The sequence below is a fragment of the Roseateles terrae genome (assembly GCF_014192155.1).
GTDB lineage: Bacteria > Pseudomonadota > Gammaproteobacteria > Burkholderiales > Burkholderiaceae_C > Roseateles > Roseateles terrae.
The window spans coordinates 36,151-57,469 of the sequence record NZ_JACHXO010000004.1 but is presented as its reverse complement, the minus strand read 5'-3'; the positions used below and the strand labels follow the sequence as shown (position 1 = coordinate 57,469).

At 67.0% G+C, this 21,319-nt stretch carries 18 protein-coding genes; 6 read left to right on the top strand and 12 right to left on the bottom strand.

Translation table 11 applies throughout. The features are described 5' to 3' along the window. Positions 1-8: 8 nt before the first annotated feature. The 8 genes from FHS28_RS12170 to ocd all read right to left on the bottom strand — a co-directional run bounded on the left by FHS28_RS12170 (position 9) and on the right by ocd (position 10,051). A complete protein-coding gene (locus FHS28_RS12170; protein WP_088450797.1) occupies positions 9-1,307 on the bottom strand; it encodes a sulfate adenylyltransferase subunit 1 in 1,299 nt (432 codons plus the stop codon). Positions 1,308-1,359: 52 nt separating this feature from the next. Further along, complete coding sequence (cysD, locus tag FHS28_RS12165; protein ID WP_088450795.1) at positions 1,360-2,343, bottom strand: sulfate adenylyltransferase subunit CysD; 984 nt, start codon at positions 2,341-2,343, stop codon at positions 1,360-1,362. After that, positions 2,340-3,215, bottom strand: a complete 876-nt coding sequence (locus FHS28_RS12160) for a phosphoadenylyl-sulfate reductase (RefSeq protein ID WP_088450792.1) — start codon at positions 3,213-3,215, stop codon at positions 2,340-2,342. The genes cysD and FHS28_RS12160 overlap by 4 nt, the downstream gene beginning before the upstream one ends. 2 nt (positions 3,216-3,217) lie before the next feature. Further along, positions 3,218-3,706 carry a DUF934 domain-containing protein gene (locus tag FHS28_RS12155; RefSeq protein ID WP_088450790.1) on the bottom strand — a complete coding sequence of 163 codons (489 nt, stop codon included), beginning with the start codon at positions 3,704-3,706 and terminating at the stop codon, positions 3,218-3,220. A 14-nt stretch (positions 3,707-3,720) separates the two neighbouring features. Next, positions 3,721-5,409, bottom strand: coding sequence for a nitrite/sulfite reductase (locus tag FHS28_RS12150; protein WP_088450788.1), 1,689 nt, complete (start codon positions 5,407-5,409; stop codon positions 3,721-3,723). A gap of 245 nt (positions 5,410-5,654) precedes the next feature. After that, positions 5,655-6,575: a DNA-binding protein YbiB gene (gene ybiB, locus FHS28_RS12145; protein WP_088450786.1), complete on the bottom strand. Its 921-nt coding sequence runs from the start codon at positions 6,573-6,575 to the stop codon at positions 5,655-5,657. A 195-nt stretch (positions 6,576-6,770) separates the two neighbouring features. Next, positions 6,771-8,621 (bottom strand): putative bifunctional diguanylate cyclase/phosphodiesterase, encoded by a 1,851-nt coding sequence (locus FHS28_RS12140; RefSeq protein ID WP_088450784.1) that lies wholly within the window; start codon positions 8,619-8,621, stop codon positions 6,771-6,773. A gap of 332 nt (positions 8,622-8,953) precedes the next feature. Then, complete coding sequence (gene ocd, locus FHS28_RS12135; RefSeq protein WP_088450782.1) at positions 8,954-10,051, bottom strand: ornithine cyclodeaminase; 1,098 nt, start codon at positions 10,049-10,051, stop codon at positions 8,954-8,956. A 196-nt stretch (positions 10,052-10,247) separates the two neighbouring features. Between ocd and FHS28_RS12130 the strand changes: the two genes are divergently transcribed. Then, entirely contained in the window at positions 10,248-10,673 is a 426-nt protein-coding gene (locus tag FHS28_RS12130; RefSeq protein WP_088450780.1) for an Lrp/AsnC family transcriptional regulator, read from the top strand. A gap of 117 nt (positions 10,674-10,790) precedes the next feature. On the opposite strand, the gene FHS28_RS12125 is transcribed toward FHS28_RS12130, so the two are convergent. Continuing rightward, entirely contained in the window at positions 10,791-11,669 is an 879-nt protein-coding gene (locus tag FHS28_RS12125) for a hypothetical protein (RefSeq protein WP_088450778.1), read from the bottom strand. 197 nt (positions 11,670-11,866) lie between these two features. Here FHS28_RS12125 and pncB point away from each other — a divergent pair, with 197 nt between their 5' ends. Then, a complete protein-coding gene (pncB, locus tag FHS28_RS12120) occupies positions 11,867-13,063 on the top strand; it encodes a nicotinate phosphoribosyltransferase (protein ID WP_088450776.1) in 1,197 nt (398 codons plus the stop codon). Between the two features lies 1 nt (position 13,064). On the opposite strand, the gene FHS28_RS12115 is transcribed toward pncB, so the two are convergent. Next, positions 13,065-15,518, bottom strand: a complete 2,454-nt coding sequence (locus tag FHS28_RS12115) for a penicillin acylase family protein (protein ID WP_184294686.1) — start codon at positions 15,516-15,518, stop codon at positions 13,065-13,067. 172 nt (positions 15,519-15,690) lie between these two features. Here FHS28_RS12115 and FHS28_RS12110 point away from each other — a divergent pair, with 172 nt between their 5' ends. Next, positions 15,691-16,773: a patatin-like phospholipase family protein gene (locus FHS28_RS12110; protein WP_375140737.1), complete on the top strand. Its 1,083-nt coding sequence runs from the start codon at positions 15,691-15,693 to the stop codon at positions 16,771-16,773. 12 nt (positions 16,774-16,785) lie between these two features. On the opposite strand, the gene FHS28_RS12105 is transcribed toward FHS28_RS12110, so the two are convergent. Beyond that, positions 16,786-17,355, bottom strand: a complete 570-nt coding sequence (locus tag FHS28_RS12105; protein ID WP_088450772.1) for a YdeI/OmpD-associated family protein — start codon at positions 17,353-17,355, stop codon at positions 16,786-16,788. Between the two features lie 365 nt (positions 17,356-17,720). On the opposite strand from FHS28_RS12105, the gene FHS28_RS12100 reads away from it, so the two are divergent. Beyond that, on the top strand, positions 17,721-18,335 hold the full coding sequence (locus tag FHS28_RS12100; RefSeq protein WP_184294683.1) for a TetR/AcrR family transcriptional regulator: 615 nt from the start codon (positions 17,721-17,723) through the stop codon (positions 18,333-18,335). A 180-nt stretch (positions 18,336-18,515) separates the two neighbouring features. On the opposite strand, the gene FHS28_RS12095 is transcribed toward FHS28_RS12100, so the two are convergent. Next, the gene (locus FHS28_RS12095; RefSeq protein ID WP_088450768.1) at positions 18,516-19,076 is read right to left on the bottom strand and encodes a phasin family protein; all 561 of its coding nucleotides are present in this window, start codon (positions 19,074-19,076) and stop codon (positions 18,516-18,518) included. Positions 19,077-19,479: 403 nt separating this feature from the next. Here FHS28_RS12095 and FHS28_RS12090 point away from each other — a divergent pair, with 403 nt between their 5' ends. Both FHS28_RS12090 and FHS28_RS12085 read left to right on the top strand, forming a co-directional pair. Continuing rightward, positions 19,480-20,433: a histone deacetylase family protein gene (locus FHS28_RS12090; protein WP_088451469.1), complete on the top strand. Its 954-nt coding sequence runs from the start codon at positions 19,480-19,482 to the stop codon at positions 20,431-20,433. A gap of 52 nt (positions 20,434-20,485) precedes the next feature. Next, on the top strand, positions 20,486-21,304 hold the full coding sequence (locus tag FHS28_RS12085) for a cupin domain-containing protein (protein ID WP_184294681.1): 819 nt from the start codon (positions 20,486-20,488) through the stop codon (positions 21,302-21,304). Positions 21,305-21,319: the final 15 nt, after the last annotated feature.

Here is a 21,319-nt window from a genome sequence, read left to right as displayed (position 1 = left end):
CGATGTCCTTAGCGGACCAGCAGCGCGCCGCTGGTGCGGTTGCTGGTCGGATCCACCACGATCAGCGCGCCGCCGACGCGGTTCTCCGCATACGGCTGCAGCGGCAGTTCGGCCTGCAGTTCCACCGTCACATGGCCGATTTCGTTCACGTTCAGTTCGTGAGCTTCGGTTTCGGCCAGGGTCTGCACATCCAGGCGATGCTCGATGGCGGCCAGGCGCGCCTGCACCCAGCGGTTGCCGTGGCGCACCCAGTACTTGCGGCCGACGACGGCCGCTTCGGTGTCCAGCCAGGCCAGCGTGGCCTGGAAGCTGCGGGTGGGCTGGGCGGCGCCGGGGGCCACGATCCAGTCGCCGCGGGACACATCGATCTGGCGGTCCAGCACCACACCGGCGGATTCGCCGGCCACGCAGGCGGCCACCGTCTCGCCGGCATGGCGCAGCGCAGCCACCACCGCGGTCTGGCCGCCCGGCAGGATCTGCACCGTGTCGCCCGGCTGCACCTGGCCCTGGGCGATGCGGCCCCACAGGGTGCGCGGCTGGTTGCCCGTGCCTTCGCCTTCCCGGGCCACATACTGCACCGGCAGCATCAGCTGGGCTTCCACCGTTTCCTGCACCGTCGGCAAACCTTCCAGCACCTGCAGCAGGGACGGGCCGTCATACCAGTCGGCTTCCAGCGGCTGGGTGACGTTGTCGCCCCGAAGTGCCGACACCGGCACGATGGCGGTCACCTGGATGCCAGCGGCCTGCGCGAACTGCGTCAGCGCAGCGCTCACCTTGCGGAAGGCCTCGCCGGGATCGGCTGCGGCATCGATCTTGTTGATCGCGAAGACGATGCTGGGCAGGCGCAGCAGATGCGCCAGCAGGCTGTGGCGGCGGGTCTGAGGCAGCAGCACCACCTCGTCGGCGGCCAGGTCCAGCTTGGTCACGTCCACCAGCACCACGGCGGCATCGCTGCCCGCGGCGGCGGTGACCATGTTGCGGGTGTACTGCTCATGGCCGGGCGCGTCCGCGATGATGAACTTGCGCTGCTTGGTGGCGAAGTAGCGGTAGGCCACATCGATGGTGATGCCCTGCTCGCGTTCGGCCTCCAGGCCGTCGGTCAGCAGGCTCAGGTCGATGGGCTGGCCGGCGGCGCGCTTGGCCAGGGTATCGAGCTGGTCGGCCAGGATGGCACGGCTGTCAAACAGCAGGCGGCCGATCAGCGTGCTCTTGCCGTCGTCCACGCTGCCGGCGGTGAGGAAACGCAGCGCGCGGTGGGTGGTGTCGACATCCGACTGATGGATCTTGTGTGCGGTGGAAGTGGTCATCGGAATTCCAAACGGTGGGAAGGCGGGAGCGGCTGGGGGGATTGCCCAGGACTCAGAAATAGCCTTCCTTCTTGCGGCGCTCCATCGAGGCGTCCGACGTGCGGTCATCCATGCGGGTGGCGCCTCGTTCGCTCACGGTGACCGTCAGCGTCTCGGCCACGATGTCCGTGGCATTGGCCGCCGGGCTTTCCACCGGGCAGGTGCAGGTCATGTCGCCCACGGTGCGGAAACGGACCTGGGCGGTCTCGATCTCTTCACCGGCTTCCGGCGGCGTGACCTCGGTCACCGGCACCAGCAGGCCCTTGCGGCGGATGACCTGACGGTTATGCGCGTAATACAGCGACGGCAGCGGAATGCCTTCGCGGGCGATGTAGAGCCACACATCCAGCTCCGTCCAGTTGCTGATGGGGAAGGCCCGGAAATGCTCGCCCGGACGGATGCGGGTGTTGAACAGGTTCCAGAGCTCGGGACGCTGTTCCTTGGGCTGCCATTGGCCGAAGCTGTCGCGGTGGCTGAAGATGCGTTCCTTGGCTCGGGCCTTTTCTTCATCACGGCGGGCGCCGCCGATCAGCACGTCGAAGCGGTGTTCCTCGATGGTCTCCAGCAGCGTCACCGTCTGGTGGCCGTTGCGCGATTCCAGCGGATGCGAGAGGCGGATGGTGCCCTTGCGCATCGAGTCTTCCAGATGCCCGACCACGAGGCGCTCGCCCATTTCGGCGACGCGGCGGTCGCGGAACTCGATCACTTCGGGGAAGTTGTGACCAGTGTCCACATGCACCAGCGGGAAGGGCAGCTTGCCCTTGAATTCCTGGCTCGGCGTGGTCGCCCCTGCGGCGCTGGGCATGCGCTGCTTGAAGGCCTTTTCCGCCAGACGCAGCACCACGCAGGAGTCCTTGCCGCCGGAGAACAGCAGGGCGGGGCGCTCGAAGGCGGCCGCCACTTCACGCAGGATGAAGATGGCCTCTTCTTCCAGATGGTCCAGGTGGCGATGGTCCGCCAGCGGCAGCAGTTGTTCCAGGTTCACGGGGGCGTTCATGCCGGGGCTCCGGTGCGGGGGGAGGAAGAGAGGGAGGCGGCGGCGGCGGACGCGTCGCCATGGGACTTGTGCAGTCCGCATTCCTTGGCGTCGTCCGATTCCCACCACCAGCGGCCGGCGCGGAAGTCCTCGCCCACCGAGATGGCGCGGGTGCAGGGGGCGCAGCCGATGCTGGGCATGAAATGGTCATGCAGCGGGTTGTAGGGCACCGCATGCAGTTGCACGTAATGCCAGACGTCCGCCCAGCTCCATTCGGCCAGCGGGTTGATCTTGAGGCGGCCCTGGCCGTCCGGCTCCCGGAACGGCACGTCCGCGCGGTTGTTGCTCTGCTCGCGGCGCAGGCCGGTGATCCAGGCCCGCTTGCCGACGAGCATGCGGGACAGCGGCTCGAGCTTGCGCAGGCCGCAGCAGGCCTTGCGCAGTTCGATGCTGCGGTACATCGGGTCCTCGCCGTGCTCGCGCACGAAGTGGATCACCTGCTCCTGTGGCGGACGGAAGACCTCGACCGCCCGCCCGTAGCGCTGCTCGATCGCGGGGATCAGGGCCAGCGTCTCGGCATGCAGGCGACCGGTGTCCAGCGTGGAGAGGGCGATGGGCAGGGCATGGCGGGCGATCAGGTCGGTGATGACCATGTCCTCCACCCCCAGCGAGGTGGACTGCACCGCCGCCGGACCGAATTCCTGCGCCACGTCCCGCAGCACTTCCACCGTGCGGGCGAGGCGATCCTCGAAGCCTTCGGTGGCGCGGGCATACAGGCTGATCGCGCTGCCGTTGGCCTGCGCCGGGCCGGGGGCGGCGTCGCTCCGGCTGGAGCGATCCAGGCTGGACGCCTCCAGGCTCGAGGCGACGGGCAGGGACGAGGCCGAAGTCATGCTCAGGCTCCGTCGCGGGCAAACGCGGGGCGGTGATCCACCACGTCGCCTTGATAGTGACCGGGGAAGAAACCGAGGGCGCGCTCAGCGGCGGCGCGGTCCTGGTCGGCCCGCATCTGCACCGCATCCACGCCGCAGCGCTGCAGCAGCGGCATCATGTCCACCAGCACGTCGCCGATGGCGCGGATCTCGCCGGTGAACCGGTGGCGCACCCGCAGCAGCCGGGCCTGCGTATAGGCGCGGCCGTCCACCCACTTCGGGAACTGCACCACCACCAGTGACAGGCGCGGCAGATCAGCGGCGAGGTCGGCCACGTCGGCGTCATTGGGCAGCAGCACGCCGGTGGTCAGGCCCGCGGGCCAGGTGTCACGCACGGCATGCCACTGCTCCAGCGTCAGCAGTTTGTGATTGGCCGCCGCCGGATGCGGCTGGGGACCGTCCTCACCGGTGCACAGGTGCCAGGGGTCTTGAGCTTTGGAAACAAACTTCATGGCGATGGCGGCGGTCAGTGGGCGGCGGTGGTGCGGCGGATGGCGTTGGCAGCCTGCTTGAAGGCGTCCAGTCCGATGCGGCGCACGGTGGCGATGAAGCGCTCGCCAGCCTGGCGTTCGCGACGGTAGGTGGCGATGACGGCTTCCACCGCATCGGCCGCTTCATCAGCGGCGAAGGAGGGGCCGATGACCTTGCCAGCCACCGGCGCGCCTGACAGCGTCGAACCGTCCGAGCCGCCCAGGGTGATCTGGTACCACTCGGTCCCGTCCTTGTCCACGCCGAGCACGCCGATGTGGCCGCTGTGATGGTGGCCGCAGCTGTTGATGCAGCCGCTGATGTGCAGGTCGATGTCGCCGATGTCCCAGAGCTCGTCCAGGTCCTGGAAGCGCTCGGTGATCTCGCCGGCCAGCGGGATGGAGCGGGCATTGGCCAGTGCGCAGAAGTCACCGCCGGGGCAGGTGATCATGTCGGTCAGCAGGCCGATGTTGGGCGTGGCAAAGCCATGCGCCTTGGCGGCGGCATACAGCGCCGGCAGGTCGCTTTCGCGCACCCAGGGCAGCAGCAGGTTCTGGTCGTGGCTGACGCGCAGTTCGCCGTGGCTGAACTGATCCGACAGCGCTGCGGCAGCGTCCATCTGCGCATCGGTGGCATCCCCGGGCGGCAGGCCGACACGCTTGAGCGACAGCGTGACCGAGCGGTAGCCGCTGACCCGGTGCGGCAGCACATTGCGCTCCAGCCACCGGCGGTAGGCCGCATCAGCGCCAGCGAAGATGTCGAGGGACGGCACCGGCGCCACGGCGGCAGGCGTCACGAAGCTGGCGGCCACGCGGGCCAGTTCGGCTTCGGGAATGATCTGCTCGTGGCCGCCTTCGTCGGTGTCCAGGATCTGCTGGTATTCCGCATTCACCGCATCGAAGAAGGCCTGGCCTTCAGCCTTCACCAGGATCTTGATGCGGGCCTTGTACATGTTGTCCCGGCGGCCGAAGCGGTTGTAGACCCGCACGATGGCTTCCAGATACACCAGGATGTGGTGCCAGGGCACGAAGGGGTTGATCTCCTGGGCCACGATCGGGGTGCGGCCCATGCCGCCACCGACCAGGACCTGGAAGCCCACCTCGCCGGCCTCGTTCTTGCGCAGCTGCAGGCCGATGTCATGCCAGGCGATGGCGGCGCGGTCTTCGGCAGCGCCGGAGATCGCGATCTTGAACTTGCGCGGCAGGAAGGCGAATTCCGGATGCAGCGTGCTCCACTGGCGCAGCACTTCGGCATAGGGGCGAGGATCCACCAACTCGTCGGCGGCGACACCGGCCGTCACGTCACTGGTGATGTTGCGGATGCAGTTGCCGCTGGTCTGGATGCCGTGCATGTCGACATCGGCCAGCAGGTCCATCACATCAGCCCCCTTGTCCAGCGGAATCCAGTTGAACTGGAGGTTCTGGCGGGTGGTGAAGTGGCCGTAGCCGCGGTCGTAGTCGCGGGCGATGCGGGCCAGCTGGCGCATCTGGCCGCTGGACAGCACGCCGTAAGGCACCGCAATCCGCAGCATCGGCGCATGGCGCTGGATGTACCAGCCGTTTTGCAGACGCAGCGCGCGGAAGTCATCGTCGGGCAGCTGGCCCGCCAGATGGCGTTCGAGCTGGTCGCGAAACTGGGCCGCACGGGCGCGGACGAACTGGCGGTCGAAGTCGGTATAGGCGTACATGGCAGCGATGTCAGCGCCGCCCTGGGGTACAGCCCGCCGCGTCGTCTGACACCGCGGCTGGCCCAGGGCTGGCCGGGAGTAGTGACTCTATGAACGGTTTATATATATGGGAACTACAAATTCGTAGATTGCTTATTCTTGAATAAGCATATGAACGAATCTGCAAAGCGCGGCGTGCTGCGCCGCCGTGATGGCGTCAGTGCCGCCCGCCAGTCAGTGCACGAGTCAGCGCCCCGATCCGCGCGTCAGCCCCGCGCGAGGCGTTCCAGCGCGGCCACCTGGGCGTGGATGCGCTCGGGAATCGGCGTTTCACCGACCAGCATGGCGCGGATCAACGCTGCGTTGTCGGCCGGCTCACAGGCGGTGGAGAGCGGAACGTCCAGGTCCTCATTGGGGGCCGGCGCCAACGCCAGCACTTGCCCATCCACGAAGCCTTGCAGATGCGCCTTGCGGCGCAGGTGCAGGTAAGCCTCGCCTTCGCTGGCCCGCATCAGCAAGGCGCGGCCGCCGCTGTGGCAGAGCAGTGGCAGGGCCTGCGCCATGCTGTCCACATATTCCGGATGGGTGACGGCCACCACCCGCACGCTGCGGCCGGGGGCCGGGTCCAGCAGCTTGCCCAGGCTGTGGCTGCTGTTGCGCAAACCCATGCGCGGGCGCAGTGCCATCAAGGCATCCAGGCCCGGGTTGAGGCGGGCCAGCGGCAGGACTGCCAAACGACGCTCTGCCAGTTGCACCTGCGCATGCGCAAGCGTGTCGGCGGTGGTGAGGTCCAGCGCATCCAGCAATTCGAAGGGGCTGATGCGGCTGTCGAAATCGTGTCGGCCATGGATCAGCACAGGAATGCCGCTGCGGGCCAGCAGCAGCGCCACCAGGGGCATCAGGTTGGCCTGTTTGCGAGCCCCATTGAAGGCGGGAAGCAGCACCAGGCGCGGTCCGGCGGGCACGTCGATCCGGGCGGTGCGGGCCTGCATCGCGGCCTCGAAGCCCAGCAGTTCATCCAGGCTCTCGCCCTTGATGCGCATGGCGATCAGGATGGCGCCCAGTTCCAGGTCGGGCACCTGGCCGTCGAGCATCCGCCCAAACAGGTCGTTGGCCTGATCACGGGTCAGGTCACGGGCGCCGCGGGTGCCGCGGCCGATCTCTTTGAGGAGCGGCGCAAAGTCCATGGGAGGGGCAGGCAGGTCGGTCGGCCGGAGCGGCCGGGGGCGTCCATCTTAATGAGCACGGAGGGAAGGCCGTGCGCGGCTCGCCTCCGGCATGCGCGCGGCAACGCTTCGGCGCGTGTCCGGCAGTGCCGCCGAGTGTGGCCGACATCGTCCCGGCAGGGGGAGAGCCACTCTGCCGCCTGGCGAGCCGAGCGGTCAGTCGGCGACCACCGGCGAGACGGTCGCCGAGGTGGCGCTGGGCGGCGGGGGCGCGCGGCGCTCCCGCGCCCACTGCGCCAGGGCTGCCGACGGCATCGGCTTGCCGATCAGGTAACCCTGCAGCACGTCACAGCGGTGGCCCAGCAGCCACTGCGCCTGGGCCTGCGTTTCGACGCCCTCGGCCACGCAGATCATGCCCAGTTGCCGGCCCAGGTCCAGCATCGTGCGGGCCAGCAACTGGCCGTGCGGGCTGCTCAGCCCCTGGATGAAGCTGCGGTCCAGTTTCAGCGTGCGGGCAGGAAGGCTCTGCAGCCGGGCGAAGGAGGAATAGCCGGTCCCGAAGTCGTCAATGGCCATTTCAAAGCCCTCGGCGGACAGCCGCTCCACCTGGTCCGGCGCGTGGCTGTCGGTATTCATGATGGCGGATTCGGTGATCTCGAGTTCGAGATCGGCCGGGGTCAGCCCCGCTGCCTTCACCTGGGTGAGCAATTGCTGGGTGAGCTGCGGGTCGGCCAGCTGCTGGGCGGACAGATTGATCGACACCGTCGGCACCGACACACCCTGTCGGCGCAGGGCCACCAGGTCGCGGCAGGCGTGAGCGGTGATGGCCTGCCCCAGCGCGCCAATCAGGCCAGACGATTCGGCCAGCGGGATGAACACATCCGGCGGAATCGGGCCCAGCGTGGGATGGTTCCAGCGCGCCAGTGCTTCCAGGCTGTGCAACTGGCCGCTGGCCGTCACCAGCGGCTGGTAGGCCACATGCAGCTCGTCGCGGGCGAGGGCGCTGCGCAGGTCCATGCGCAAGCGATAGTCCTGCTGCCGGGCCTGATCCAGCGTGGGATCGAAAGCGGCGGCCTGCTGACGGCCGCGGCGCTTGGCTTCATACATGGCGATGTCGGCCCGGCGCTGCGCCTCGGAGGCCGACACGACGTCGTCGTTCAGACGCGCCACGCCGACGCTGCCGCCCACTTTCAGGAACAGGCGGTGTGCGGCCACGGGGGCGTCCAGCGCGTCGAAGACTGACTTGACCACTGCGTCGTAGCTGCGCAGCGGCGTGCCGGTGACCAGAATGCCGAATTCATCGCCGCCCAGCCGGGCCACCTGGCCGTCCTGGCGGAAGGCGTTGCGCAGGCGCCCGCCGACGGCCACGATGACGGCATCGCCCACCGGGTGGCCATGCTGGTCGTTGATGCTTTTGAAGCCGTCCAGATCCAGGTAGAGGATCCAGCCATCCCGCGGCCGTTGCTGCTGCAGGGCAGTCTCGATGATGTCGTCGAAGGCGCCGCGGTTGAGCAGGCCGGTCAAGGGATCGCTGTTGGCCGCGTGGCGAAGCCGATGTTCGGTTTCCCGCAGCTGGTGACGCTGCCGGCGGGAACTGAGCAGCCACACCGTCATGCCAACGAACTGGGCGCCCAGCAGCACGCTGAGATCACGGGCCAGGTCTTCGTAAAGCGCGCTGGCGTTCAGGCGCAGTTGCAGGGAGACGTCCGCTTCGGCGGCGGAACGCACCTCCACACAGGAGGTCCAGATGCCGCGGTTGCAGCTGGGGCGGGGCACGATCTGGCCGGAGGCCCGGCTGCAGGCGGTGCCCCGGCACAGGGTCAGTTGCTCGAGCATGTCGTCGTGGGCGAGCGCGTCGCGCAGGGCAGCGGGGCGCTCAGATTCGGCCACGGGCGCCACCCGGTCCAGCAGCGCGTGCCCAACGCCTTCCGCCTGGCGGGCGAGTTCCACCATGCCGAAGTGCAGATTGACCAGGCACAGCAGCAGGGCGGCGACTGCCGTGGTGACGGAGAACTGGAGCCAGTGGCCCTTCTCCGTCAAGGGCACACCCCGCGCGATGATCGACATGGATGAGCAGCGAAGACCCCGCGACAGCGGTGTCCATCCTGCATCATCGGCGCCGCCGCCAGGTGCCACAACGGGCGCCGGTCAGGTCTGGGCAGGCCCGTGCGAGCTATTCACGAAAAGTTTGACTGTTACCCGGTTCGGGTTGGAGCGGGGGCGCTACCGGTGGGTGTCGGCTGGCGCTGAACTGTCGCCGACTGACGCTGACGGCGCCAATGGGACCCGCTCGATGGGTGCCGGCGGGGAGGCAATGCGCCCGACCCGTGGGCCATGCGAGGCCACGAGGCCACGAGGCCACGGGTGGCTATGGCGGGCACCGGAGCCCCCCGGCATCTTCACGCGGCCAGGCTCTCCAGAGCGGCCTTGATGGCCGGCGCGGCAGCCGCGTCCGGAGTCCCTGGCGCACCGGTTGTACGGCCGTGCGACAGCTGACCAAACAGATCCCGCGGATCGTCCATGGCCGGGATCAGCGACAGCGGCTGGCCGATGCCCAGCGCCAGCGATTGCTCATTCAGCCAGCGCAGCGTGGAGAAGTCTTCCAGCGCGAAACCGACCGAATCGAAGACGGTGACTTCTTCCCGCGAAGTGCGCCCCTCAACCTCTCCGCTGAGCACGCGGTGCAATTCGGTGACCTGGAAATCCGCCGGCATCTGCTGCAGGTCGCCCTCGATGCGGGTCTGTGGTTCGAACTCCACCACCACCCGTGCATGGGCCAGCACTTCGGCATGCAGCTCGGTCTTGCCGGGGCAGTCGCCGCCCACCCCATTGATGTGCATGCCGGGTTCGAGCATGTCGGGCGTCAGAATGGTGGCGTTGCGCTTGTCCGCGGTCACGGTGGTGACGATGTCAGCCCCGCGGACCGCTTCCGCGGTGCTCTGGCAGCGGACCAGGCGCAGGCCGGGGATGGCACGCAGATTGCGTTCCAGCTTGTCGGTGGCCGCGGGGTCAATGTCGTAGAGGCGGATCTCCTGGATGCCCAGCAGATGGTGGAAGGCCAGGGCCTGGAATTCGCTCTGGGCGCCGTTGCCGATGAGCGCCATCACCCGTGAATCCGGTCGGGCCATGTGCTGGGCGGCCAGCGCCGAGGTGGCGGCGGTGCGCAGGGCGGTGCTGAGGGTCAGCTCGGACAGCATCTCCGGGGTGCCCGTGCCCACGTCGGCGAGCACGCCGAAAGCCATCACGGTAGGGAGACCCACCTGGTGGTTTTTGGGGTGGCCGTTGACGTACTTGAAGCTGTAGAGCTGGCCGTCGGAGATGGGCATCAGCTCAATCACGCCCTCCGGGGAGTGATGCGCCACGCGGGCGCTTTTGTCGAAGGCAGCCCAGCGACCGTAGTCCTGAGCGATGGCCTGGGCCAGCTGCTCCAGGGTGGTGGCCAGGGAGTGGTGGTGGACGATGCGGGCAACGTCACGGGGCGTCAGCAATCGGGTCATGGGCAACACAGGAAGTGGCGATGGCTGAATCTTGAAGAGGGAGGATGCCAACCGGAAGGCAGAAACCTGCGCAAGAATGCAAGGGAATCAAGCAATTCGTCAGTCTGAATTGCCGTTTTGCAGGGAACTAGGGGTTATCCCGGGCGTCTGGCGCGCGGACGCCCCAACTTGGAACCCGTGCCGACCATGAGGAGCTATGGACACACTCGATCACCAACTCATCAGCCTGCTGCGCCAGAACGCGCGGGAGAGCATCGCCGCGCTGGCGCACAAGCTCAAGGTGTCTCGCGGCACCATCACCAACCGGCTGGGGCGGCTGGAAGCCAGCGGGCAGATCGTGGGTTATACGGTCCGGCTGCGGGCGGATGTGGCGCCCAAGCAGATCACCGCCTGGATGAGCATTGCGGTGGAGGGCAACCGGACGCGGGAAGTGGTGGGCATCCTGCTGGGGGAGCCCGGCGTGGTGGGACTGTTCGACACCAACGGCCGCTGGGACCTGCTGGCGGAGCTGCGCGCTGACACCCTCAATGAGCTGGCCGACATCCTGGAGCGGGTCCGGCTGATCAAGGGCATCGGGGCAACCGAAACCAGCATTCACCTGCAGACCTACAAGCTGCCTTGAAGGCGGAAGCATCCAGCGCGAAGAAGGTGCTGGACGACGGCGTTGAATCCCGCGGGCATTTGCGGGACGCGGCAGCCGCCTCAGGCGCGTGACGGGGCGGGTTGTCAGGCCGGCGCGTCAAGGCGGCGTGTCGGCAGCTGAGGATTCGTCCGGGATGAATTGCCCGTCCTTCAACAGCAGGCGCTGCCGCACGACGCCGGGTTCCGGACGGGGGCATCGCCCCTCATTGAAGCGGAGGACCACCTCCACGCGCGGACCCGTGCCCGGACTCAGCACGCTCAGTCCGGTGGATTGCGCTGCGGCCCCTGCGCCGCACGCGAGCGGTCCCGGCTTGTCCTTGAAACCTTCGTTCAGCGCGAGGCTCAGTTCACCGACGGAGGGCTCGACCGGCGCTCCATCGCCAGGGGACGGCGTGCGTGCTTTGGCAGCGCGTGGGGAGGGGGCGGACGAGGCCTTGGCCGACGTGCTGGGCGATGAAGGCGCCATGGCAGCGGCAGCACGGGCGGGCAGGCCCGCGTCGAGCACCAGGCGTTCGCTGCGGGTTTCCAGCCCGGAGGCCACGTCCACGCGGCGACTGCGCAGGGCCCACTGATCGTCGGACAGCTGCACCATCTGCAGGTCTTCAGCGCCTGCACCGGGCGCACCTTCCATCAACAGGCGACTGCGCGCTCGCAACTGCCAGCGACCGCGCTCGTCGGCAGCGAACAGCGCGGCGCCCAGCGCCGGCACACAGGCCTGGCATTGGAACTGCTCGCGCGGACCGGGCGTGAGTTGATAGACCACCATCAGTTTGTCGGTGGACTGCTCCTTGTAGCGCTGTCGCCAGACTTCGGACACGGTGGCCCGCACGGTGACGCGGGAGCCGCCCCCAAAGAACTCATTCACGCGCCGGTCCTGCCACACCGCGCCGCCGTAGACCAGCTTGCGGGCGGTCGGCATGTCCGGCGGGGGCTCGACGGGTACGGGGATCTGCGCCTTCGCGATCGATGCCGCCAACAGCCAGCCGCTCGTGATTGCAGGCGCGACGATCAGCAGGCGCGACGGTAAGGAGCGAGCGGCGTGGGGCGATGGTGGATTCACGGGCACCGAGTATCGGTCATGGCCGCGCGCCCCTGCGAGGGATCAGCATCGCGGGTACAGTGGCAGCCACCTTCAAGACCCAAGGGGCCGCATCCGGCCCTGGAGACGACCGCATGACGGCCCCTGTGATCCGCAGCCTGCTCGAAACCGACCTGTACAAGTTCACCATGTGGCAGGCGATGCTGCACCGGCACTCCGAGGCCCAGGCCGAATACCGGTTTGCCTGCCGCAACACGCCGCAATATCCGCTGTCGGACCTGGTGGAGGACCTGTCCCGGGAACTGGACCATCTGTGCTCGCTGAGTTTCGCGGCCGATGAACTGGCTTACCTGCGCACGCTGCGATTCATGAAGTCGGACTTCATCGACTTCCTGCGCATCTTCCGATTCCAGCGCGACTTCGTGTCCATCCAGCCGAACGGTGAGCGTCTGGAGATCGTGGTGCGGGGGCCGCAGGTCCACGTCATGGGTTTTGAGATCTTCCTGCTGGCGATGGTCAACGAGCTGTACTTCCGCCGTTTTGATCCGGTGCCCGCGTTGGCCGAGGGACGCCGGCGCCTGCACGACAAGATCGAACTGCTGCGCGCATTCGTGCGCGACGAGCCGCCGCGCCGCCACCCTTTCCAGTTCTTTGACTTCGGCCTGCGCCGCCGCTTCTCGGGCGACTGGCATCGCGAAGTGCTGACCACGCTCAAGACCGAGCTGCCCACGCTGTTCCGCGGCACTTCCAATGTGCTGCTGGCGAAGGAGCTGGGACTTGTGCCCATCGGCACCATGGCGCATGAATACCTGCAGAGCTACCAGGCCACGGGCGTGCGGCTGCGGGACCATCAGAAGGCGGCGCTGGAAGACTGGGTGCAGGAATACCGCGGCGACCTGGGCATTGCGCTGACGGATGTCATCAGCATGGACGCTTTCCTGGCGGACTTTGACCTCTACTTCGCCAAGCTCTTCGACGGCCTGCGCCATGACTCGGGCGATCCGGTCGTCTGGGGCGAGAAGGCGCTGGCGCACTACGACAAGCTGCGCATCGATCCGCACACCAAGCGCCTCGTCTTTTCCGATGCGCTGGACATGCCCAAGGCCCTCTCCCTCTATCGCCACTTTGCCGACCGCACGCAACTGGGCTTTGGCATTGGCACCAAGCTCAGCAACGACATGGGCCTGCAGACCTTGAATATTGTGGTCAAGCTCACCCATGTGAATGGTCAGCCGGTGGCCAAGCTGTCGGACAGCCCCGGCAAAACCATGTGTGAGGATCAGACCTTCCTGGCTTATCTGCGGCAGGTGTTCAACGTCGCGCCGGTCTGAATCACGGCGCGACCGCCGTGATCCGATGCTGCACGGACCCGGCGAGCAGGGGCGTCGGCCGGGCATTCACCCAATCCTCGTGTCCGGCGCCGTAGAACGGCGACAGCGGATGCCCGCTCTGACCGCCGGGCATCGACAGCCAGCCGTTCTCTTCTCGCCCCGGTGACACCACCAGCCGTTCCGACTGCCCGAAGGCCGGCCCGGCCACATGCGGCATGTTGGTATCACCGCTTTGTGGCGCGGACGGCATGTCCAGCCAGCGGGACAGGGCGGGAATGGCCTTGGCCATCACATGTTGAATGCGGCTGCTGTTCTGGTGTCCCCAGGTGGCCTGTGCCAGCGGCCCTTCCGCCGACATCTCCTTCGCGGCTGCATCCAGCTGCGCCAGCAGCAGGGCGTCCCAGCTCGCGTAGTCGATCGGCAGCAGATGCGGCGGCTGTTCATTCAGGGCCTGGACGGCGCTGTACTCGAATTGATTGCGCCAGCGGATCCGGCGTTTCTCATCGTCCTGACGTTCTCCCAGGAAGGGGCGCGTCCAGGCCGTCCACAATGCATTGAGGGTGTTGAGCCGGGCGGTTCGCACCAGTCGATAGGCGATCTGATCCGCATCGGCCCGCCCATTCCAGCCGGCCAGCACCTGTGCCAGTTGCGTGCGGTCCGGGTGGGCGTTCAGCAGCGCCTGGAATCGCTGTACCCATGACTTCATGAAGCGGGCCTCGTCGTCCAGATGGATCGCACCGACGCTGGCTTCATCGTGTTTGGCGCGTTCGCCCAGGCGATCCCGGATCTGCTGCGCCCGCGCGCCCAGATCGAAGCCGCCGTCGCCCAGGACATCGGCCAGCTCGCCGCCCAGCTGCCGATTGTTGGCCGTCCACAGTTGGCCCTGCGCGGGCGACAGCACCTGGGGATACTGATCCGGCCGCAGCCAGGTGTGGTGCATCTCCGCCACGGTGGCCAGGCGGCCTTGTGTCTGCGCGATTCCGCGTTGCGACCACAGCCGCCCCGCGATCGTCCACCCGATCTGCCCACCCCGATCCGCAGCAATCAGGTTTTGATGGGGCATGCCTGCGCGCTGCGCCACGGAGAGCGCATCGCTCACATGGCGCGCATTCAGCATCTCGTCCAGCACGAGGCTGTACGCCTCGCCTTCATGCGCGACCCAGTGCAACGCGAAGCGCCGCTGATCTTCCGTGGCCACCACGGGCGCGCCGTCGAGTTCCTCCACCACGAAGGTCTGCGACGCTCCGCCATGCACCGCGAGCACTTCCTCGTGCTTGACCAGCTTGGCGTCTCGCGGCACTTCGACCCAATCGAACCATTGACCATACGCGTTGGTGAAGCCCCAGGCCACATGCCCATTGCTACCCACGACGATCGCGGGCAACCCGGGCAGTGTCACCCCAGCCGCGCGAAGCGCCTGCGCACCGGACCCGATCTGAAACTGCGCGCGGAACCAGATGCTTGGCACCCCCAGCCCCAGATGCATGTCGTCCGCCAGGATCGCGCCTCCGTGCACGCTCCGCGCGCCGGACACTGCCCAGTTGTTGCTGCCGATGACGGACAACTCGGACATCGAGGCCGCCGTCGCAGTGCTCGGTCCCGCCCCTCTCACAAATGCCGCCGTTTCGGCGCGCAACGCGGCCTCCCCACACCCCTCGGGCGGCGCAAGCACCACCTGCCCCCCGGTGGCCAGATCCATCTCCCTCGACTTCTTCTTCCCCACCCGCAGATCCAGCTCTCCGGCCCCCGGCATCGCCGCCGCCCCCACGGCGCTCCCATCCAGGGCTGCATCCCACACGCCTCCGCGCGGATACAGCCAGTCGTACACCCGATCGCCCGCCTGTTCCCGCACCAGCACTCGCTCCAGTCCTGCCTCGATGCTGCCCGACTGCAGCATGAAATACATCTCGCTGATCACCAGCAGCGAATCCACCGGCGTCCATGCCTGCGGTTCAGCGCGAAGCAGCAGGTACTGCCAGCTTCTCACCGGCAGGGCCTGCAACCCTGCATTCACCCCATCCGCATAGGCCTGCAGCAGCGCCTTCTCCTGCGCGGGCAAGGACTGGAACCGCTCCGTCAAACGAGCCCGCAGCCGGTGCACCCGTCGCTGCCGATCCCGGTCCAGTGCTTTTGGCCCGAACAGGGCGGACAGCTCGCCTGCCGCCGAGCGACGGGTCAGGTCCATCTCAAAGAAGCGTTCCTGCGCATGCACCCAGCCCAGTCCACGCGCCACATCCAGCCGGTTCTGGCCGGTCAGCACGACGGTCCCCAGCGCGTCCCGGCTGATGTCCAGAGCCTGCGTCACTCCCGGCAGCTGAACGTCGCCGTCCAGCTTGGGCAGACTCGCCCGGATCAGCAGCCACACGGCCAGGACGGCCAGCAGCAACACGGCCATCAGGGCCACCACGGTGCGTTGCACCCATCGGCCCCAGGGGCGCTTGGACGATTGGTTCATGGGATCAAGGTCAGAGAACTGGCGGAGCCTGCATTGTTGCGCGCTCCCGAGGACGCCATGGGGTTCCCACACGGCGCTTGGCGGGATGCTGGCGGTACGGGCACGCCGCCGTGCGCATCGTTGGGCCGGCGTTGCGCCGACGTTGCGCCGAGTGTCCCTAGAATCGCCGACCATGTCTGCTGACCTGCTTCCCGCTCCCTTGCCCGTGGCTGCCCCCATGCCCGTTGCTGCTGCTGTTGTCGCCACCGCTGCCGTGGCCGCAGTGCCCACAAGGCCGTCCGCACGCAGCGCCGGAACATCTGCCGCAACCGGAACCCGCCCCCAGCGCTGGCTGCGACGCGCCGTCGCCGCGTTCGCGGTGTGTGCCTTGTCGGCCTGCGCCGTCATGCCCACCTCGGCGCCGCCCGTCACGCCCGCCGTCGCGCCGCCCCCGGTGGAAGCCGAACTTCCCGCGCCCATCACGCCGAAGCCGCCTCCGAAGCCGCCCCGCGTTGGCCTCGCCCTGGGCGGCGGCGCTGCGCGCGGCTTTGCCCATGTCGGCGTCATCCAGGTGCTGGAAGAGCAGGGCATCAAGGTGGACCTCGTCGCCGGCACCTCCGCCGGCAGTCTCGTCGGTGCGCTGTACGCCTCCGGCCGCAACGGCCGCGAGCTGGCCACCCTGGCCGAAACCATGGACGAAGGTGCCATCACTGACTGGACCTTCCCGATGCGCGGCCTGATCCGTGGGGAAGCGCTCGCCAAATTCATCCGCGAAAAAACCGGCAACCGCTCCATCGAACAATTGCCGGTGCCGCTGGGCATCGTGGCCACCGACCTGGGCGACGGCACACCCATCATGTTCCGCCAGGGTGACGTCGGCACGGCGGTGCGGGCCTCCAGCGCAGTGCCGGCGGTGTTCCAGCCGGTCAAGATCGGCACTCGCGAATATGTGGACGGAGGCCTCGTGGCCCCGGTGCCGGTGCGCTACGCCCGCCAGATGGGCGCCGACGTCGTCATCGCCGTCGACATCAGCGAGCCGCCCGACCCCAAGGTCCCCGGTGACGCCATGCGCATGCTGCTGCAGACCTTCTCGATCATGGGGCGATCGATCAGCCAATATGAATTGAAGGAAGCGGACGTAGTGCTGCGTCCGCGGCTGGATGGGTTCAGCGGGTCGGACTTCACCGTGCGTCGCCGGGCCATCCAGGTGGGCCGGGAGGCCGCCACGGCGATGCTGCCGCAGATCCGCCGGGCGATTGCAGCCAAGACGCGCTGAGGGCGCGAACGCTTACAGCTTGAGCCGCTCGCCCCGGGCCGACGCGTCGATCAGGCGCTGCAGCCGCGCCATCTGCGTGTCGGCCTTCTTTGCGCTCAGCACATGCCAGATGGTGCTGCGCTGGTAGCTCGGCGCCTGGGCCCGGAAAAAGTCCCAGGCGGCGGGATGATGCCGGAAGGCCACTTCCTGCGCCGGGCTCAGCTCGATCTCATCCTGCTCATGCGAATACACCTTCGACCGCGCATCGGTGCGCCGTTCGAAGGCCGCCAGCCCCGCGGCCCGCACCCGGCCTTCCTGGATCAACGCCTCCATCTTCGCGATGTTCACCGCGCTCCAGATGGAGGTGGGCTTGCGCGGGGTGAAACGGATCTTGTAGGACTTGTCGTCAATGCGGGTGCGCACCCCATCGATCCATCCGTGGCACAGGGCTTCGTCCACCGACTCCGGCCAGTCGATGCTTTGCAGCCCGGTGCCGCGTTTGTAGAACCCCACCACCACATCGGTGGCAGTGGCGGCGTTTTCATCCAGCCATGCGCGAAACGCCTCGGCGGTCGGGAAAAAAATGGGGGTTCGGGTGGCCATGGGCCGCAAGTATGCGCTGCCAGGCGAAGGGCCAGGCCTTGACCGGAATCCGGCAGGACTGACCTGGATCACAGATTGCCCCATGGGAGTGGCGGCTGTGTGACTCAGGCATGCCGCTTGCCTGCGTTGTCGTACATGTACGAGGATATGCATCCGGGCGCCGATACCCGCACAACCGAGGGTTCAAGAGGATTCAAACCTCCCGGCAAACCGGTTTAACGTACAGCGACACCAACGTTGTCATCGCGTTGGCAGGTCATTGGTACGAGTCAAGGGAGAAGATTCTGGAAGCGAAACAACACGAAGAGCGCACGACCACGCGTCTGCGCCGCGGCCCGGCCGAGATGGCGGCCCTGAAGCGCGAAATGATGGAGCGAGCCCGCAAGATCTATCGCGAAGAAGGGGTGGAGGCCTTGAGCATGCGTCGTCTGGCGCATGAGCTGGGTATTTCCACCATGGCCATCTACAGCTACTTTGCCAACAAGCAGGCCTTGCTGGATGGTTTGTGGATTGAGATCTTCGAGGCGCTGACGGCGGAGCTGCTGGATGCGTCCAGCGAGCAGCGCGGACCCCGCAAGGTGCTCGAGGCACATGTTCGTCGGTCGATGGATTTCTGGGAGCGGCATCCGGAGCAATTCCGGATGATCTACCTGTCGCAGAGCAGCGCTTCCCTGTCCGAGATCAGCGAATCGCAGAAGCCGGTCTACAACCGTCTGCTGGGTCTGGTGCGGGAACGCGTGGCTGCCTGTGCGCCGGACGGCGCGGACCCGGACGAAACCATCATCCGCCGCCAGTGTGATCTGCTGACCACCAAGGTCATGGGTTACCTGCTGCTGTCGATCGGCTTGCAGCGGTATCCGCTGCACGATCGTGAGGCACTGCGCGAGCAGATCGTGCATGAGGTGGTGCGGGATGCGGTGGAGGGGCTGAGTACGCCGGCCCGGACAGTGGGGAGCGACAGGGTCAGCACCGCGGCCTGAAGCGCGCGGAGCCCACGGGCTCATACCGCAGAAGCCCGGTCGGAAGGCTGGGCTGCAATAAAGACTCCCAGCGCTAAGGGGCTGGGCTGCAATAAAAAAAGCCCAGCGCTAAGGCTGGGCTTGAAGGGCACTTGGGAAGCCTAGCTTCCTTGGGTACCGAGGAGACAAAGGGTACGGACCTCAGACAGCGGCGCGCTTCGGAACGCGAGTGGCGGCTACCTGGCTGGTCTTCAACGCCGTGTTGGTCACGGTGTTGACGTTGTTCTCGACGATTTCGCTGGCTTGCTTGACGGCCTTCTGAACGCTCTCGTAAGCGTTGTTGGCAGCCGCCACAGCAGACTTCACCAATGCAACAGCATTTTCCGTGCCAGCCGGCGCGTTCTTGGTCGCGTTCTCGACGACGCTGCCGAATTTGTCTTGGGCATCGGCCACTTGCGCCTCGGCCATCTTGCTGAATTCGGCACCGGTGGAGGTGGCGATGTCATAGACATGGCGGCTGTAGGCCACGGCCTTCTCGGCGGTCGGCTGCAGCAGCGAGGCGTGCAGGGCCATCAGCTCCTGGGCGTCCTTCACCGACAGGGCAGCCTGGGTGGTTTCCGCGACTTCATTCAGCGTGGTCTTCGCGGTCTGGATGTTCAGTTCCGCCAGCTTTTCCCAGGTCTCGAAGACCTTGCCGGTGAGGCCAAACACGGCGTTCATGTTGCTACGGTGGGCGGCCAGCAGTTGTTCAGCGGTCAGCATGCGAAATCTCCTTAAGGATGCGATGAAACTCAGATTGGATGCACGATCAGCCACGTGAAATACGGCTGGCTGAAGGCCGGGTTGCGAGGCCCATTCACTGCATGGTGCGCTGCAACATGAAACCAAGTATAGGGGCACCAAAATGGATTGCAAGTCCTTTTTGCTGCGCTGCACAAGAAATGGGGGAATAGGCTGAAAGCCCCGGCCAGCAGGGCTTTGAAGCCAGGTCCAGGCGCTGTGGATGTCCCTGGCGGCCGGCGGCTGCGTTGCGGTGTTGCGCAGCAACATGAACCCCGGACCGGCCTGTGTGCCAGTGCCTGCGACCCAGCTCATGGCACCGGCGCACTGGCCAAAGAGGCCCCCGGCAGGGCGCCTGACCCTGGGCATTGATATCGTGGTGCCCATGCTCGCATTTCATTACGACCATCTCACGCTGGCTCTCCCGCAAGGCCACCGTTTTCCGCAGAGCAAATATCAGATGCTGCGTGAACGGCTGGAGCGTGATCCAGGGAGCTTGCGGCTGCAGGTCGCCACACCGGCCACGCGGGAGCAACTGCTGCTGGTGCACACGCCCGACTATGTCGACGCGGTTCTGCATGGCACGCTGAGCGCAGCGGCGCAGCGTGAGATCGGTTTCCCCTGGGGCGAGAGCTTGCCGCGCCGCTCCCTCTTCTCGGTGGGCGCCACCGTGGAAGCCGCCCGCGCCGCACTGAATGAGGGCGTGGCTGCCAGTCTGGCGGGCGGCACGCACCATGCGTATGCGGATAAAGGCAGCGGCTTCTGTGTCTTCAATGATGTGGCGGTCGCGGCGCGTCTGCTGCAGGCGGAGCATCATCGTGCGCATCCCGCCCAGCGGGGATTGCAGGTGGTGGTGATTGACCTGGATGTGCACCAAGGCAATGGCACGGCCAGCATCTTCGCGGACGATCCCACGGTGTTCACCCTGTCCCTGCACGGGGAGAAGAACTTTCCCTTCCGCAAGGAAGCCAGTGACCTCGACGTCGGTCTGCCGGACCATTGCGGCGACACGACCTACCTGGAAGCCCTGGAGGACGCGCTCCAGCAAGTCTGGCTGCGCACGGCCGACCATCCGCCCGGCCTGGCGTTCTACCTCGCGGGCGCCGACCCGCATGAGGGCGATCGGCTGGGGCGGTTGAAGCTCAGCGCCGAGGCCTTGCACCGCCGCGACGAGATGGTGCTGGAGGCGCTGCATCGGCGCGGCATTCCCGTGGCACTGAGCATGGCGGGCGGGTATGGGGAGGATCTATCGGTAACGGTCGATCTTCAGCAACGCACGCTTCAGACGGCGGGGGCGTACTGGAAGCGCTGGAACGACGCCTCGATCCACGCCCGGTGATCCAATTGGCCCGGCGCCGCCACTCAGAAGCATCTGATGGCGGAGAACGGCCTTGTTGCCCTCATTGAATGTCGACCCCCGTCTGCTGCACAGCGCGGCAGCGGCTCATCTGCAACCCGCCGCGCAGGCACAACAGGCGCAGCAGGCGCCAGCCCTCATGGGCAATGCCGCCACCGTGACGCTGCTCGTTGATCTCATGCGCCTGCCAGACGGTTCCCACATCCGCCTGCCCGCGTATCCGGAGTTGCAGGTGCAAACGGTCACCCTCGCGCCGGGTGAGCGCCTGCTTGCCGCAGAACGGCTGTTATTGAGACACGCGCTGGTGCAACGCGGTGAGCTGTGGGTGGCGGCGCGTCACGGCGGTCGCGCGGAACCGGTCACCGAAGGCCAATGGGCACTGGACGATGGGGGACGGGCCTGGGCGGCGAGCGAGCAGGGGCCCGTGCAGCTACTGGTGCTTCAGCATCTGCGGCGGCTGCCGGGGGCGGAGCCATCCATGCAGGAAGGTGCTGCTTCAGCCCCCTTGACGCTCACCACCGACTACACCGGTGAACCGATCACCATGCCGGATGCCGCCCTGCGGGTGCTGGTGAACCGTTACGAAGTCCTGCCGAACGCCACCTTGCCGTGGCATCTGAATCCGCATCAGCGTTATGCCTACGTCGAACGGGGCCAGCTGGAGGTGCAGGATCTGGCAGGCCGCAGCCACGTCTACGGGCCTGGGGAGACAGTCGTGGAACAGCGCCAGACCGTTCACCGCGGCATCAACCGGGGCGCGCAACCGGTGTCCCTGCTGGTGTTTGACTACGTGCCCAAGGAAAAGCGGAGCAACACGGTCTTGCATCCGGCGCAGTCATCGTCTGCGCGATAGCGTTCCCGGCGCTGC

Coding starts and splice junctions, on each gene's coding strand:
- FHS28_RS12100 (WP_184294683.1), top strand. CDS start 17,721: ATGATGGAGCGAGCCCGCAAGATCTATCGCGAAGAAGGGGTGGAGGCC.
- FHS28_RS12140 (WP_088450784.1), bottom strand. CDS start 8,621: ATGTCGATCATCGCGCGGGGTGTGCCCTTGACGGAGAAGGGCCACTGG.
- FHS28_RS12090 (WP_088451469.1), top strand. CDS start 19,480: ATGCTCGCATTTCATTACGACCATCTCACGCTGGCTCTCCCGCAAGGC.
- FHS28_RS12155 (WP_088450790.1), bottom strand. CDS start 3,706: ATGAAGTTTGTTTCCAAAGCTCAAGACCCCTGGCACCTGTGCACCGGT.
- FHS28_RS12150 (WP_088450788.1), bottom strand. CDS start 5,409: ATGTACGCCTATACCGACTTCGACCGCCAGTTCGTCCGCGCCCGTGCG.
- ybiB (WP_088450786.1), bottom strand. CDS start 6,575: ATGGACTTTGCGCCGCTCCTCAAAGAGATCGGCCGCGGCACCCGCGGC.
- FHS28_RS12130 (WP_088450780.1), top strand. CDS start 10,248: ATGGACACACTCGATCACCAACTCATCAGCCTGCTGCGCCAGAACGCG.
- ocd (WP_088450782.1), bottom strand. CDS start 10,051: ATGACCCGATTGCTGACGCCCCGTGACGTTGCCCGCATCGTCCACCAC.
- FHS28_RS12115 (WP_184294686.1), bottom strand. CDS start 15,518: ATGAACCAATCGTCCAAGCGCCCCTGGGGCCGATGGGTGCAACGCACC.
- FHS28_RS12095 (WP_088450768.1), bottom strand. CDS start 19,076: ATGCTGACCGCTGAACAACTGCTGGCCGCCCACCGTAGCAACATGAAC.
- FHS28_RS12170 (WP_088450797.1), bottom strand. CDS start 1,307: ATGACCACTTCCACCGCACACAAGATCCATCAGTCGGATGTCGACACC.
- pncB (WP_088450776.1), top strand. CDS start 11,867: ATGACGGCCCCTGTGATCCGCAGCCTGCTCGAAACCGACCTGTACAAG.
- FHS28_RS12160 (WP_088450792.1), bottom strand. CDS start 3,215: ATGACTTCGGCCTCGTCCCTGCCCGTCGCCTCGAGCCTGGAGGCGTCC.
- FHS28_RS12110 (WP_375140737.1), top strand. CDS start 15,691: ATGTCTGCTGACCTGCTTCCCGCTCCCTTGCCCGTGGCTGCCCCCATG.
- cysD (WP_088450795.1), bottom strand. CDS start 2,343: ATGAACGCCCCCGTGAACCTGGAACAACTGCTGCCGCTGGCGGACCAT.
- FHS28_RS12105 (WP_088450772.1), bottom strand. CDS start 17,355: ATGGCCACCCGAACCCCCATTTTTTTCCCGACCGCCGAGGCGTTTCGC.